The organism is Lactobacillus helveticus DSM 20075 = CGMCC 1.1877, assembly GCF_000160855.1.
GTDB classification, from domain to species: Bacteria; Bacillota; Bacilli; order Lactobacillales; family Lactobacillaceae; genus Lactobacillus; species Lactobacillus helveticus.
The window spans coordinates 10,357-25,436 of record NZ_GG700757.1; the positions used below are offsets into that span (position 1 = coordinate 10,357).

General features: G+C 34.0%; 12 protein-coding genes, 1 other RNA gene and 1 pseudogene. 2 read left to right on the forward strand and 12 right to left on the reverse strand.

From position 1 onward, the window contains the following. The 7 genes and pseudogenes from HMPREF0518_RS06970 to HMPREF0518_RS06995 form a co-directional block, all read right to left on the reverse strand. Nucleotides 1-1,649, reverse strand: a 1,649-nt coding sequence (locus HMPREF0518_RS06970) for a formate--tetrahydrofolate ligase (RefSeq protein WP_003627409.1), incomplete at its 3' end; no start/stop codon positions are given. Then, entirely contained in the window at nt 1,646-1,915 is a 270-nt protein-coding gene (locus HMPREF0518_RS06975) for a hypothetical protein (RefSeq protein WP_230478117.1), read from the reverse strand. The genes HMPREF0518_RS06970 and HMPREF0518_RS06975, both read right to left, overlap by 4 nt. A 188-nt stretch (nt 1,916-2,103) precedes the next feature. Beyond that, nucleotides 2,104-3,228: pseudogene (locus HMPREF0518_RS06980) on the reverse strand (metallophosphoesterase family protein). A 3-nt stretch (nt 3,229-3,231) separates the two neighbouring features. After that, nucleotides 3,232-4,356 carry a THUMP domain-containing class I SAM-dependent RNA methyltransferase gene (locus tag HMPREF0518_RS06985; RefSeq protein ID WP_003627413.1) on the reverse strand — a complete coding sequence of 375 codons (1,125 nt, stop codon included), beginning with the start codon at nt 4,354-4,356 and terminating at the stop codon, nt 3,232-3,234. A gap of 65 nt (nt 4,357-4,421) precedes the next feature. Next, nucleotides 4,422-4,791, reverse strand: an RNA gene (gene rnpB, locus HMPREF0518_RS09835) — RNase P RNA component class B. A 26-nt stretch (nt 4,792-4,817) separates the two neighbouring features. Continuing rightward, nucleotides 4,818-5,234 carry a DivIVA domain-containing protein gene (locus tag HMPREF0518_RS06990; RefSeq protein WP_003627414.1) on the reverse strand — a complete coding sequence of 139 codons (417 nt, stop codon included), beginning with the start codon at nt 5,232-5,234 and terminating at the stop codon, nt 4,818-4,820. Nucleotides 5,235-5,324: 90 nt separating this feature from the next. Then, nucleotides 5,325-5,894, reverse strand: a complete 570-nt coding sequence (locus tag HMPREF0518_RS06995) for an SLOG family protein (protein ID WP_003627415.1) — start codon at nt 5,892-5,894, stop codon at nt 5,325-5,327. Between the two features lie 63 nt (nt 5,895-5,957). Between HMPREF0518_RS06995 and recU the strand changes: the two genes are divergently transcribed. Both recU and HMPREF0518_RS07005 read left to right on the forward strand, forming a co-directional pair. Continuing rightward, nucleotides 5,958-6,590 carry a Holliday junction resolvase RecU gene (recU, locus tag HMPREF0518_RS07000; protein WP_003628860.1) on the forward strand — a complete coding sequence of 211 codons (633 nt, stop codon included), beginning with the start codon at nt 5,958-5,960 and terminating at the stop codon, nt 6,588-6,590. Then, nucleotides 6,587-8,866, forward strand: a complete 2,280-nt coding sequence (locus HMPREF0518_RS07005) for a PBP1A family penicillin-binding protein (protein WP_003627419.1) — start codon at nt 6,587-6,589, stop codon at nt 8,864-8,866. The genes recU and HMPREF0518_RS07005 overlap by 4 nt, the downstream gene beginning before the upstream one ends. Before the next feature lie 211 nt (nt 8,867-9,077). Here HMPREF0518_RS07005 and nth read toward each other — a convergent pair whose 3' ends face one another. The 5 genes from nth to HMPREF0518_RS07030 form a co-directional block, all read right to left on the reverse strand. Next, nucleotides 9,078-9,698: an endonuclease III gene (nth, locus tag HMPREF0518_RS07010; protein WP_003627420.1), complete on the reverse strand. Its 621-nt coding sequence runs from the start codon at nt 9,696-9,698 to the stop codon at nt 9,078-9,080. Between the two features lies 1 nt (nt 9,699). After that, nucleotides 9,700-10,344 carry a DnaD domain protein gene (locus HMPREF0518_RS07015; RefSeq protein WP_003627421.1) on the reverse strand — a complete coding sequence of 215 codons (645 nt, stop codon included), beginning with the start codon at nt 10,342-10,344 and terminating at the stop codon, nt 9,700-9,702. Between the two features lie 85 nt (nt 10,345-10,429). Continuing rightward, nucleotides 10,430-11,728 carry an asparagine--tRNA ligase gene (gene asnS / locus HMPREF0518_RS07020; RefSeq protein ID WP_003627422.1) on the reverse strand — a complete coding sequence of 433 codons (1,299 nt, stop codon included), beginning with the start codon at nt 11,726-11,728 and terminating at the stop codon, nt 10,430-10,432. Nucleotides 11,729-11,782: 54 nt separating this feature from the next. Beyond that, nucleotides 11,783-12,280, reverse strand: a complete 498-nt coding sequence (locus HMPREF0518_RS07025) for a hypothetical protein (protein WP_012211951.1) — start codon at nt 12,278-12,280, stop codon at nt 11,783-11,785. Next, nucleotides 12,280-15,069, reverse strand: coding sequence for a helicase C-terminal domain-containing protein (locus HMPREF0518_RS07030; protein WP_003627424.1), 2,790 nt, complete (start codon nt 15,067-15,069; stop codon nt 12,280-12,282). Before HMPREF0518_RS07030 ends, HMPREF0518_RS07025 begins: the two co-directional genes overlap by 1 nt. Nucleotides 15,070-15,080 lie beyond the last annotated feature (11 nt).

A 15,080-nucleotide genomic window follows, 5' to 3' on the forward strand; every position in this document is an offset into this window, starting at 1 on the left:
TTATCAACATCAATATCCAAGGCTGCGGGATGCTTGGGCAAACCTGGCATATCTAATACGTGCCCTGTAGTTACAACAATAAAACGCGCACCATTTTTCAAACTAACACCCCTTACATGTAACTTAAAGTCGGTTGGAGCACCTAATTGTTTTTTGTCATCACTAAATGAATATTGGGTTTTGGCAATGATTACAGGCAGCTTTTCTTTTCCTAATTTAATTAATTCATCAATTTGTTTATTAGCTTTTTCTGTATATTTTACTCCGCTAGCATGATAAATTTTAGTAGCTACTTTTTCAATCTTGTTTTTTACATCATCATCTTCATCATATGTTGATACTATGTTGGCTTTATTTGAATTTGCTAAATCAATAACTGTTTGTGCAGCCTCGATTCCACCTTTGGAACCTTCATCATGATAAGCAACAACTTCAGCTGGAATATTTTGTTCTTCAATTAACTTTTTAAGCAAGTCAAGTTCTGCTTCAGTATCTGATGCAAATTGGTTAATTAACACAACTACTGGTACATTGTATGAACGCATATTATTCATATGACGTTCTAGATTCTTAAAACCAGCTTTTAAAGCAGTAAGATTTTCTTCATCTAAGTGTTTGGTATCTCTTAAAGCCTGATATTTAAGAGCACGAACAGTAGCTACAACAACAGCTGCATCTGGTTGTTTATCCAAATGTTTAGATACAAAGTCCATAAACTTTTGTCCGCCAAGATCACTACCAAAACCAGCTTCAGTTAAAACATAATCACTTAAATGCAATGCTAAATTAGTAGCCATAACTGAGTTGGCGCCGTGAGCAATATTTGCAAATGGACCACCATGAACTAAAGCTGGCGTATGCTCAAGTGTTTGAACCAAATTTGGTTTCAATGCATTAGAAAGTAGTGCCGCAATTGCTCCTTGGAAGCCTAATTGCTTAACGTATACTGGTTGATCATCCTTGGTATAACCTACAAGCATATCCCCAATCCGAGCTTTTAAGTCATCGATATCTGTTGCTAAACATAAAATTGCCATTAATTCATTGGCTACAGTTATAGCAAAACTCGACTTGTGTTCAATACCATTAAATTTAGAACCTTGACCAACTGTAATATTTCTCAAGGCACGATCATTAACGTCTAAACCACGCTTTAAGAGGATTCGTTCTGGATCAATGTTTAAGCTATTATCTTGATAAATATAGTTATCAACTAAAGCAGCTAACGTATCAATTGCAGCAGTTAGAGCATGCATATCACCGGTAAAGTGCAAATTAATATCTTCCATTGGGATGATTTGTGCCATACCACCACCAGTAGCACCACCTTTAAGTCCAAAGACAGGGCCCATTGATGGTTCACGCAAGGCAATCATCGTATTTTTGTGCAATTGATTATTAATAGCATCACCTAAGCCAATAGTAATAGTAGACTTGCCTTCACCAGCAGGTGTTGGTGAAATAGAAGTTACTAAAATTAATTTTCCTAATTTTTTACTTTTGGAAATACGATTGATAGCCTGCCAATTAATTTTAGCTTTATCATATCCATATGGTTCTAAATCCTCTTCTTTAAGATTAACCTTTGCGGCAATTTCTTTAATTGGTAATTCTTTAGTCTCTTGTGCAATTTCAATATCTGATTTCATCTATATTTATTCTTCTTTCTTGAAAAAACTAAAACAGAATAGCTTTGAAACTCACTCTTTAATTGATAAATTTCAAACATATGCCATTTTGCAATTAAAATTGGTTTGTTTACCTCCATTTGAGTTCGATATGGTAATTTAAGCAAGTATTTATTTTGGCTTTTTTCAAAAAATGAATACAGTAATGTATATGCTAATAAAACAATAAAAATGCATCCAACTACTATACCAGGAATACTAATTGCTTTATCTCCTTCATAACCCAAAATGAAAGCTATCAAAAGAACGATTAAAAGCCATGAGTAATAAATTACTCCAATCGTTCCTAAAAATATAAAATGCCGTTTAGATTTTAGAATTTAGATCACACCCTACATATCAATTATTCCTTTTCTTATTGTATCAAAAACCACCAAAATAAGAGAGTATGAAATAGCTCATACTCTCTTATTTATCAGTATCTTATCTTTACTTGTAAATTACTATGTGAAGTGGTGTCATACAAAATCTCTAAATACAATCTATATTCAGGATGATGCTTGATTAACACTTGGTGGGCCTGAGAAGAATGAATTTTATTCAATTCACTTTGCATCATATCTGCAGAGATACTCCCTAATTGTAAATCCTTTAAATACTTATGGAAGTGTTCTAAAGTATAATTTTCTTTTTCTTGATCAGTCAAGTATCTTGTCATATCAAAATTGCGTCTTACATATGTAATATGTCGTGAATGAACACGGACAACCCCATATCCTTGATCATTTGAACAAAAACTTGAAGTAACAACTTCAGTAGTAGGAGTTGTTTCTTGTGGGTCCATAATGTTTTGCGCATTGATATGACGAGTAAAAGCTAATTTAACATTATATCTGCTACAAAGTCTTCGCAACTCAACTGCATCATCAACTACATACCCTTTATTCACAGCAGGATTATGAGCATACAAATTATGATGCATAAATAAAATCGGACGAAGTTGATTTTTTCAGCATACTGCAATTGTTTTTCAATCCATTTAAGTTGAGATTTACCAATCATACCTCGCGTATGTGGGGCTGCAGTTGTTTCTTCTGTGCCATATATGTTGGAATCTGCCAATATTAAAAAATATTGCGGATTTAATTGCACACTATATGCTAATGAACTGTCATCCGTATTAAAAGCCTGACGATAGGATTTAGCAAAAATTGAGCGCCAAAACATTGGACTAATTTCACCAGCATAGAACTGCTTTTTACCGCGAAATTCTCTAGCCCAGCCATCAAAAATATCATGATTTCCCGGTAAGACTAAGACTTGAGTATGCTTCAAAGGCTTGAAAATTTCCGCAAACTTTTCAGCTGAAACTCTTTCTCCATTAAAAGTAATATCTCCCGTAACAATAATTGCTGCAGGCTTTTTTCTTTGTGCCATTCGCATAAACGCTGTCAAAGCAGTCTCTTGATAATACAGATCTTTACCCTGACTAGTTTTTTTGCATTTGCGAAAAAGCTTGCCCTTCATCGTGCAGGCTTTTAGCAATTAAATGTGTATCAGAAATCACCCAAAATTCAGTATTTAGATCTTCTGTAATCATTTTTTATCTTCTATTTGCCCAATATTGATAGAAATCTACTCTCAAATTACCATTAAATAATTTACGCTTTTTAGTTGCTTTAGCCCCGAAACATTTTTCAAAATTAGGATCAGCTGTTAAATAATATTGACTAAATGAATCTAATGGACGCAAAACTTCGCCCATTTGCTTATATAATTCTTCAGCGGATTCACGATCTTTGAGTCGTTTACCGTAAGGTGGATTGGCAATAATGATGCCGTTTTCCAAATCAGTGGTAAAGTCTTTAACAGCAACTTGTTTAAAGCGAATATCTTGTAAAACACCAGCATTATGAGCGTTTAATTTAGCAATTTCAAGTACCGATTGATCAATATCGCTAGCCCAAATAGGTGCATCTAATGGTTTAACTTCTGCTTTTGCTTTTTCTAATGCAATTTTATGCAAGTCGTGATTAAACCAATCAAAATTGTCAAAAGCAAATTCTCTCCATGTCCCTGGCGCAATATTTTTAGCAATCAAAGCCGCTTCAATTGCTAAAGTCCCAGAACCTGTCATTGGATCAATTAAGGGATGCGTACCATTATATGGAGTTAATTTTAATAATCCTGCCGCAAAGTTTTCCTTAAGTGGGGCGCCACCATGTTCTACTCTATAGCCTCGTTTAAAAAGACTGGCTCCAGTAGTATCCAAAGAAATTTGAGCCACATTTTTATAAATATGAACATCTAATGGATATTCACTACCAGTTTCTGGTAAGAAGCCTCGTCTATGGTATTGATCAATCATCTTATTGACAATGGCCTTTTTCACAATTGATTGAACATCGGGCTCAGAATGAAGCTTTGACTTAACTGCACGACCTTGAACGGGAAATTTAGCATCTACTGGTAATAAATCCGCCCAATTATAGTCGTAAACTTCATTAAATAGAGTGTCAAAATCAGTTGCTCTAAATTCCTTCAATAAAATTTTGATTCTATCTGCGGTTCTTAACCATAAATTAGTTTTTACAATATCTTCTTGGGTACCCTTGAAAAATACACGTCCATTTTCGACTTTAGTCTGGTAACCCATGCCCTGTAATTCTTTGTTTACGACGCTTTCAAATCCAGCGCCCATAGTTGCATAAAGTTGATATTCTTTCATTATTTCTCTTTCGTTAATAAAAATAAAAAAGAGCTGGACTTAAGCCCAACTCTGCCAATGTGAATCTCTATAAGCCACGTTCTGTTCCAGTAATCCTGGCAAAAATTACCTTTAGTAGTCATCTATCTTTATTGTCAAAGACAATAACCTGGTCTTTAGTTCATTTCCTTAGACCAAGACTCCCCCACCAAATTTGGGTTTCACGCTCGCAGGGTTTACCTCGTTCCACCAAAATCATTTCTAATTTTGCTTCGTCACTGTGGCACTTTTCAGGATAGTAATGCATGTCAAAAGATTTAGCACTTTTTCCGCCGTAAAAGTTTCAAAACTTTTCTCCAGCTTATTGAGCTGAATACGATCACTACAAGCATCGCAGCTTGTGCGTGCGTGGACTTTCCTCAGTTAGCATATAGCTAACCGCGACTACTCAAGATTCACACCGTTAACCATTATAGCAAAAATTAATGCTTTACACCATAAACATGTTGTTCAAGATTATAAACTTTTCTTTCTAAAGTTGAAATTCGTTGAATAATGGCCATGTTAGTTGAGATTTCGCCATGATTATCATCATCTTCATTGTCAAAATTAGGAACTGAAGCAGTTCTTCTATGAGGTGGAGTATAAGTCTTTACTTTATCTTCCTTCTCTGTTTCGACTGTTTTCTTTTCTTTTTGTTTTTCATCCATTAATTGACGTTGAAGCGTGCCAATTTGACCATATAAGTCTTCAATAATTTGTTGAAAATTCTCATAATCTGAGATAACTTCATCCAAATACGCATCAACTTCGTCTGGATCATAGCCTTTTACTTTACTTCTAAATTGTTTTTTCAATATGTCTTGTGCAGACAGTTTAATATCGTTTAAACTTGCCATCTTACTGACAACTCCTTTACATTCAATTTTATTTTAGCAAAAAGATGGCTCAGGTAAAACCAAGATTTTCATTTTTATAAAACTTTAAAATTATTCAGAGAAATAATTTCTCTGATGAGCCTCTTGATATTCCTCTGCTGCATCTTGCAAATCATAAAAATCGATTAAATCCAGGGGATATTCTTCAGCTTTTTGATACTTTTGAATTAAATTATAATCATATTTTGACTTGCCTGGATGTTCAGTATCATATACCATTAATGCTCGATCAGTATGCTGAAGCATAAAATTTTGATAATTGCGTAATTGAACTGGATTTTGATAAGGCAGATTTGAAGTTGAAGCAAAGAAATCAACTCGTTTTTTTAAATTAAGGAACTTAGTTTGATTGTTTTCATTCCAGCGATCAGCAAATTTCTCATACGGAATCATAATGGAAGTTCGCAGCGGATACTTTTGCCCCAATTCCAATCCTACTTCTGCTGTCCATTGTTCCACTCCTAAATTGGCTCCAGTAATAATCCAGTCTAACTGATTATTTTCAAGCAAGCCTTTAAAATAATTCTTTAAAGCATATTTAATGATAGTAATTTTGGGGTCCTTGTCACTAAACACATTTAATTCGTAGCTACGATAGCCAGTTACCCATAAACGTTGCATTAGAAGCCCCTTATATTCAAAAATTCAGTCTTTATTGCTATAATGCTAACAGGAGTAAAGTCAATGGTCAAATATCCAAGCGGCAGTTTAGTTGCATTTAGAAAACCTATTAATAAAAAAGAAAATAAAATTCGTCATACATATACACATAGAAAAGGCGTGAACTTTTCTGATCGTGGGATGACACTGGAACAACAAATTAACGAATCAAATAAATATTATTTAAATGAAGAAATTGCAGTAGTTCATAAAAAGCCTACCCCTATTCAAATCGTTAAAGTTGATTATCCTAAACGTTCTAAAGCTGTTATTCGTGAAGCTTATTTTAGACAGGCTTCCACAACTGATTATAATGGCGTTTATAAAGGATATTATCTTGATTTCGAAGCTAAGGAAACTAGAAATAAAACTAACTTTCCTTTAAAAAATTTCCATGAACACCAAATTTTTCATTTAAGTGCGTGTTTGAAGCAAAAAGGAATTTGCTTTACAATTATTAGATTCGCTAGTTTAGAACGATACTTTGTTACTCCGGCCAGCTTTGTAATTAATGCTTGGAGAGAAAAAGACAAAAGTTCTATGACTTTAAAAGAAATTGAGGACAATTCCTACGAAATTAAAAGTGGATTTCGTCCTACATTACCTTACTTAAAAGCAGTTGATAATTTTATTGCAGATAGGGAAAGAGAATTATGATAGAAGATAAAAATACTATGAGACGTGAATCACGTAGAAATTATCAAAAACGAAGGTCGACTAAGAGTCATCTAGGTATCAAAATTGTTAAATGGATCTTTCTGATAGTTTTGCTATTAGTTGTTTCGGGAATTGGATTATTTGCTTTTTATGCCAAAGATGCTCCTAATATTAGCCAAGACCAATTACAAAGTGGTGGCACATCTAGTCTATATAATAATGATGGTAAATTTTTATTATCACTTGGTTCTGAAAAACGAATTTATGTCAAAAATAAAGATATACCTCAGCTATTAAAAGACGCTGTAGTTTCTGTTGAAGATAAACGTTTTTATAAAGACAAACTTGGCGTAGATCCAATCAGAATTGTCGGTTCTATGCTTACTAATGCAAAAAGTAACAGTATTGCTGCAGGTGGATCAACCATTACTCAGCAACTGGTTAAGTTAACAGTATTTTCTACAGCAGCTTCACAGCGTACTTTAAAAAGAAAAGCCCAAGAAGCTTGGTTAGCTGTTAAGGTACAACATGAATTTAGCAAAGACCAAATTTTAGAGTTCTATATCAATAAAGTTTTCATGAATTACGGAAATTATGGTATGGGAACAGCTGCTAACTATTATTATGGCAAATCATTAAAGAAGTTGGATTTAGCTCAAATCGCTTTAATTGCAGGGATGCCTAATGCTCCTGTTGCTTATGATCCTTATCTTTATCCTCAAAAGGCTAAATATCGTCGTAACATTGTTTTAAAGACTATGCTGCAGAATGAAAAAATCACTAAGGATGAATATAATCAGGCAGTTAATGAGCCAATTACTCATGGTTTAAAAAAACGTAGAGCAGATAACGAATCAAAGATTCGCAAGATTGATGATCCATACATTAAGGAAGTCATTTCTGAGGTTAAGAATAAGGGTTTTGATCCGTATAATGATAATCTAAAAATTACTATTAATATTGATCAAAAAGCTCAAAACAAGCTCTATGAATTGGGTAATAATGGCTCTGTACCATTTACAAATAATAAAATGCAAGTTGGTGCTACAGTAATCGATCCAAATAATGGTCACGTTGTAGCCATTCTAGGTGGTCGTCACTTACCTTCAGTTCAACTCGGACTTGACCGTGCCGTTCAAACTGGACGTTCTACTGGTTCAACAATCAAGCCAGTACTTGATTACGGCCCTGCTATCCAATATTTGAATTGGTCAACTGCCAAGATGTTAGATGATAGTAAGTATGTTTACCCTGGTACTAATATTCAGCTTTATGACTGGGATAATAAATACGATGGTATGATGACTATGCGTAAAGCACTAGAGCAATCACGTAATGTTCCTGCTGTTAAAACATTAGCAGATGTTGGAGTTAAGCGTGCTTCCGCTTTTGCTCGTCGCTTAGGCGTAAATGTCCCTTCAAATTCTGGATTGTCTGTTGCTATTGGTGCAAATGCTTCTAGTTTACAAATGACTGGTGCCTACAGTGCATTTGCTACAATGGGTATCTATCACAAGCCACAATTTGTTTCTAAAATCGAAACTCCCGATGGTTTGACCAGAAATTATGATTCCAATGGCGTTCGCGTTATGAAGAAGTCAACGGCATATATGATTACTGATATGCTTAAGGGCGTTATCAAACATGGTTCAGGTACTAATGCTAAAATTCCTGATCTTTATCAGGCAGGTAAAACTGGTACTGTTAAATATTCTGATGAAGATTTGGCAAAATATCCTGGCTATAATTCAACTCCTAAAGATTCTTGGTTTGTTGGTTACACTAGATCTTATGCAATTGGTATATGGACAGGTTATGACAATTTAAAGGATGGTACTATTTCAGGTATTGGACAACAATCAGCTCAATTAATGTATAAGAGCATGATGACTTACTTAATGAGAAATAAGCCTAACCTGAATTGGCAACAACCTAAGTCAGTAATTCGTGCAAAAACTGGTGGCACTTGGCAATTATACGTTAGAGGTCATGCTCCTGCTGGTGTTAGCGACATCGTTGCTAGCTACGATGAAGATGATGAAGAAACTGATACCAATAATGATACAAACAATTCAGTTAATACAAACAACACTCAATCTTCTTCAAGTGAAACTGGCACTCCTCGTCAATCAAGTAGAGTTGAAAGATCTCAATCTAGTCAAAGTCATGAACAATCATCATCTTCAACCACCTCACATACTCAAAGTAGTAGACCAACGAGAAATGAAGATAATGAAGAACATGAACAAAGTCATGCTGATTCAGATAAAGATTAAATTTTAAGAGCAGACTAGTTTGTCAATGTCTTAACTTAATGACGTTGGTTGGTTTGCTCTTTTGTTTGTCTGCCGGAACGTAGTGAAGGCAGACTTATTTTTATATACTTTAGATTTAGTAACAACTCACTATAATTATATCGTTAATAAAAAAAGTTTATTTCTCCAAACGCTTTTGTAAGTAGAAATAAACTTTTTCGGCTCTTAATTATTAATTCAAATATGAATAAGGATCTCCCTTGGCCCTTGCTGGCATTATATATCTTCCAAAAAGAATCATAGCATGATGAGTTTTTATCCATTCATTCTTAGGCAAAATTGATTCCAATCTTTGTTCAACTTCATGTGGAGCAGCTTTTTGATTAACAATATGAAACGCCTTAGATATTCGTGATATATGCGTATCTACTGCAATTGCTGGAACTCCATAACCTTCAGCTAAAACTACACTAGCAGTTTTCTCCCCTACTCCAGGAAACGTCATCAAGGTCTTCTTATCTTCAGGAATTTTACTATCATATTTTTCAACCAAGATTTTTGCAGTAGCTTTTAAATGCTTAGCTTTTGAACGATATAATCCAATAGTTTTAATCGTACTTTCAATCTCTTCAATAGAAGCATTAGCTAAGACTTCAGGAGTAGGAAACTTTTTAATAAAATCAGGCATAACTCGATTAACCATTTTATCAGTTGTCTGTGCACTCATCATTACTGCACATAACAAATGAAAAGTATTATCCCAGTGCAATTCACCTTTGGCATTAGGATACATTGCTAAAATCCGTTTTAAAACAGTACGTGCTTCGTCATCACTTAATAAATCTTCTACCATCCTATCTGTTCCTCTTTAAAAATCTCTCAATTTCATCAACAGTTTTTAAATTATGCCGTTGCCAATTAAGCAAAACCCGATCAATATATTTCAACGAATAAGCCTGAGACAACACAGCTTCTCTCAGAGCCAATTCTATCACTTCAGGAGTATAATGATCCACACTTAGCCATTGAGCGACTTCTTCCCTTTCAATTGGGCTCAGATAGCGTCCAAATTCCACTTCAACTTTACGAGCTAGATAATTCAATGGATTATTATCCAAATCATCTGAAACGGATATCGTCTTTTTCCTCTTTTTATCCTTAATCAATACATTTTGATCTATATATTGGTCTATAGCATCATATAATTTATTCAAACTATACCTATTTCCAATTTTATCTTGACTATCCTTTACTTGCTCAATAGTTAAATAATCTCGATCAATTAATCTTTGGATAATATTACCAACATCTGCTACTGTCAAATTAGTATTAGCTGCTATTTTTTCATTTGATGGAAAGTTTTCTCCTCGTTGATTAAAAGCTTCTAATTGAATAACTAATAATAATTCTGCATCACTAATATTAAGCTTAGAATAATAAGCAATCAGTCCGTTTTGTAATGTAGTAAAGCCTAAGGCGCGATAATCATTAAATTGCAAGGCAGATTTCCTTTCAAAAATAAAAGTTGAACTATTAAATAGTCCAACTTTTGATTTGCATATTCATAATTGTTAACACAAATTATTAAGGTTGCATTCTGTTAATCAATCTTGGGAATGGAATTGCTTCACGAATATGGTCAAGGTGACATACCCAAGCAATAGTACGTTCAAAGCCCATACCAAAGCCTGAGTGAGGAACACCACCAAATTTACGTAAGTCAAGATACCATTGATAATCTTCAAGATTAAGGCCAGCATCAATAATTTGTTGCTTCAATACTTCGTAATTGCCTTCACGTTCTGATCCACCAAAGATTTCTCCATAGCCTTCTGGTGCAATAACATCAGCACATAAGTATTCCTTTGGATTATCAGGATTCTTCTTCATGTAGAAAGGCTTAATTGAAGTTGGATAGTTAACGATAAATACTGGACGATCATATTGTTCAGAAATATAACCTTCATCAGGTGCACCAAAGTCATCGCCCCACTTAAAGTCACGACCTGCATCTTGAAGCATCTTAACAGCATCATCGTATGGAAGACGAACAAAGTTACCTTCAGTGGTTGGACGAAGTTTTTCAGGATCTCTACCCAAAATCTTCAATTCGTATTCGTTCTTGTCTAATACTTGCTTAACCATGTAAGCTAAGTATCTTTCTTGAAGATCTAATGATTCATCTTGGTGCATCCAAGCCATTTCTGGTTCCATCATCCAGAATTCAGTCATATGGCGACGACCCTTTGATTCTTCAGCTCTGAAAGTTGGCCCAAAAGTAAAGATCTTACCAAATGCCATTGCTCCAGCTTCACCATACAATTGACCTGATTGTGATAAGTAAGCATCATGGTCAAAGTAATCAACATGGAATAATTGGGTAGTACCTTCTGGTGCTGAATGCATGAAAATTGGGGCATCAAACTTAATGAAGTCTTCTTTTTCAAAGAAATCTACAGTTGCTTTAAACATGGTATTTCTAATTTGCATAATAGCAAATGGCTTCTTTGATCTTAACCACAAATGACGATGATCAAGCAAGAAATCAATACCGTGTTCCTTGTTACCAATAGGGTAACCTTCATTGTTTGAAACAACCTTTAAATCAGTAATTTGAATCTCATAGCCAAAGTGAGAACGTGCATCTTCATGCACAGTACCAGTAATATAAAAACTAGATTCTTGTCTAAGTGATTTAGCAACTTCAAATACTTCATCTGTTACATCATTTTTACGAACTACACCTTGGAAGAATGCAGTACCATCACGCAATTGCAAGAAAATAATTTTTCCACTTGATCTTTTATCTGTTAACCAAACATGCATCTTAACTTCTTGATCAACATGTTTAGAAGAATCTTTAATTGAAATCAATTCTGTCATAAAATTTCCTGTCCACCTTTTTATCAATTATACAGTTCCATGATACCAAAGTTTCTATAAATTATCGACTTCTGAAATATCATTTCCATCTTTAAATTCATATATTGTATAGCCCAAATTACCATTGTGCTTTTTATAGGCTACTTCCCAAACTGCTTGGCCCTTGTACCAACCAAGATTAATATGATTAATTGTAGCATCAGAATGAGAGGATTTAAACTTATTTTTAATATATGCCTCAGAAACCCCTTTATTTGCTGGATATAAGTATGCTTTTTTAGAATTAGGCAAATAAACGAAATAATAACGTTTGCCTTTTTTACCAGTTCCAGTAATGGCGTAGCTACTAGTGCCCCTATCTAAATGATAGTAGCTTTGAATGTTCTTAATTGGTGTTTTAGTCCGAGCTATTTCCGCAATTTTTTGATTATTACCACGACTTCGAGAACCCGCATAATAGAAAATCAAAATACTAGCCACAAAAGCAATTACAATAATTCCGATTACCCATGATATAAATTTTAGTGTTTGTCTTGTATCATCTTGTATCATCATTTTTTCTTATTTTCTAATTCTTTTAGCTCTTCTTTTGTAACCTTTTTCACCTTTACAGGGATCACCTGTAAAAATGCCTTGCCATATTCTTTAGACCATAATCTAGGATCTAGAATAATATATTGTCCATGATCTTTTTCACCACGAATCAAGCGTCCCATTCCCTGTCTAAACCTAATAACAGCTCGAGGAAGACTATCTTTTTCAAAGACATTAATACCTTGATCTTCTAATTTTTTCTGTCTTAAGCGAACCTCTGGCTGATCTGGAGACTCAAAAGGCAAACGAGCAACAAATACAGTATCAATGCCACAGTCATGAAAATCGATGCCCTCCCAAAAACTATCAGCACCAATAATAATCGCTTTTTTAGCAATTACAAACCTCTTTGCAATTAGATTATTAGAACCCGATATTCCTTGAGCTAAGATCTCAAAGTCTTTTAATTCCGGAGAATTCATAATTGCCATAAATACCGTTCGAATCTTCTCCAGATTAGTCATCAATACTAAGACATGATTTTTATTTGTTAAGTCATTAATTAAAATTTGCTCAATATCTTCTTCATATGCCTCGCTGTCTGGATTAGGCATATTATTCACTGCAATTACTTGCAAATGCTTTTTAATATTAAATGTACTCTTACCTATATATTCCACTAAAGACATATTACTTAGAGCTAATTGATTAATAGCATAATCAAAATTATGGTTACTGGTTAACGTAGCACTGATAAAAGCAATATGATCAAAACGGCTATATATCTGATTAAGCACATCTTCTGCATCTAACATCAGCCAATTCAAATTGGTACTTAGAGGATCATCTGGATTAGTAACCATCAATATGAATCCATCCTGATCTAAATTTTGTGAATCCGACAATATATCTGCTAACTGATAACTCTTTTCAGAGTAATAATCTAAACGATCGATTTGTTCAGTAATTTCGCTTAGTAATGTTTCAGTATTAGTCAAAACTTGCTCTTGCTCTTGCTCTTGATAGAGTTCAAACAAAACTTGATTAGTCAACTCTCTAACTTCTTCAAGTTTTTGTTGGAATTTGCCTAATGATTGCTTAAACTGACTATTTTTATTAAATAGACCCTTGCCTTGAAAACTTAATTCTAAAGTTCCGTTAGCCAAAATTGTCTTATTAACAGCATTTTTATTTTGAGCATATAAATCTTTTTGCAAATCGTTAATACATTGAATCAATTCTAAAATCTGTGGATCAAGCTTCTTTAATAAAAAGTTGAGCTGCACATTATCATTAAATTGATTCTCCACACCGTCGTTAGAAAAATACAGCAAATTCCGCAAATAACTCAATACGCCCCATAATGCCTCAAAACGCAACGAATCATTTCGTGAACTAATAACATTTTCAGTAAAACGATGTGCTTCATCGATTACTAAATATGGATTTTGTCCCCAAATAGTATCCATATAGTGATTAGCTAAATAGGCATGGTTGGTAACTAATATATCTGCTTCTTCTTGCCGTTTACGAGCCAAATTCCAGAAATCAACGCTTGCAAAACGACTACCTACTCTTGCATCCCCCGGATGCTGAATCTGTGCAAACAACGGAGCATTATAATTGGTCAAATTCAGCTCGTCCAAATCACCGGTTTTAGTTTCTGTTAACCAAACTAAAATCTGCATCTGTAATACAAGAGTATTTTTATTTGGCGTACCTTGAAAAATTGTTTGCACAAATCCATCTAAATCCAAATAATGACTGCTTGATTTAACCACTTCTGCTGTTAAATCTAATTTAGTAACTTTTAAAAGCTGAGGTATTTCATGATCAATTATTTGCTCTTGTAATACCTTAGTAGGAGTAGCAACTACTAATTTTCTCCCCGAATAAAGCTGATACGCATATGCAAATAAATACGAAAATGTTTTACCAGTACCATTAGGTGCTTCAACTACCATAGCTCTTTTATCAGGATTATTAACAAATTTATGCAGATGATTAATTAAATCTACTTGAGCACGACGAAAATGTAGTTTTCCCTTAAACAATTTCTTCTTTTCATCATCGTTTATTGGAAAGTGAGCATTCTCTCCATGACGATCTAATTGGTCATTTTGTTTTTGCAAAATAATATTGCGGACCTGCATGTAATTTGATCCCAATGGTCTTTTTTGCTTACGCAAATTATCAGCAATTGTAGTAATTAACCACGAAGTATCTCGAATTAAACTTGATGATAGAGAACTTAACGTATTCAAAGTTGCCTGAGGCAAACTTTCTAACTTATGAATAATTTTAATCAGTAAAACAGCAGTTCCATATGCATCTGAATCAGCTTTATGAGGATTGAGATGCTTAATTTTAAGCTGAGCAGTTAAATCACTTAACTTATATGATGGCAAGGTAGGAAAAGCAATTTTTGCTAATTCTACCGTATCAATAGCCTTATTAGTCAGTGCTTCATAACCATGCTGCACTAACTCATAATTTAAAAAAGGCAAATCAAAATCAACATTATGTGCTACAAACACTGTGCCTTTTAGTATCTCTATTATTTTTGGAGCATAAACAGAAAAATCATCTTTCCCTTGTACATCTTCATTATGAATGCCAGTTAGATTAACCACAGACTGGGGAATTTCACGATGTGGGTTAATCATAAATGAATATGTCTTAACCACTTTCATATTTTTAATAATGGCACATCCAAACTGAATAATATGATGACCCTTTTCTCGCTGCGTCCCTGTAGTTTCTAAGTCAACAACAGCAAAGGTATCTTTTGCAAAAATCTTTGCCATTTTTTCCTTCT

What these genes read in the sequence shown, in the direction of transcription:
- HMPREF0518_RS06985 (WP_003627413.1), bottom strand. Translation starts at nt 4,356, where the DNA reads ATGAAAGAATATCAACTTTATGCAACTATGGGCGCTGGATTTGAAAGC.
- HMPREF0518_RS06990 (WP_003627414.1), bottom strand. Translation starts at nt 5,234, where the DNA reads ATGGCAAGTTTAAACGATATTAAACTGTCTGCACAAGACATATTGAAA.
- HMPREF0518_RS06995 (WP_003627415.1), bottom strand. Translation starts at nt 5,894, where the DNA reads ATGCAACGTTTATGGGTAACTGGCTATCGTAGCTACGAATTAAATGTG.
- recU (WP_003628860.1), top strand. Translation starts at nt 5,958, where the DNA reads ATGGTCAAATATCCAAGCGGCAGTTTAGTTGCATTTAGAAAACCTATT.
- HMPREF0518_RS07005 (WP_003627419.1), top strand. Translation starts at nt 6,587, where the DNA reads ATGATAGAAGATAAAAATACTATGAGACGTGAATCACGTAGAAATTAT.
- nth (WP_003627420.1), bottom strand. Translation starts at nt 9,698, where the DNA reads ATGGTAGAAGATTTATTAAGTGATGACGAAGCACGTACTGTTTTAAAA.
- asnS (WP_003627422.1), bottom strand. Translation starts at nt 11,728, where the DNA reads ATGACAGAATTGATTTCAATTAAAGATTCTTCTAAACATGTTGATCAA.
- HMPREF0518_RS07025 (WP_012211951.1), bottom strand. Translation starts at nt 12,280, where the DNA reads ATGATACAAGATGATACAAGACAAACACTAAAATTTATATCATGGGTA.
- HMPREF0518_RS07030 (WP_003627424.1), bottom strand. Translation starts at nt 15,069, where the DNA reads ATGGCAAAGATTTTTGCAAAAGATACCTTTGCTGTTGTTGACTTAGAA.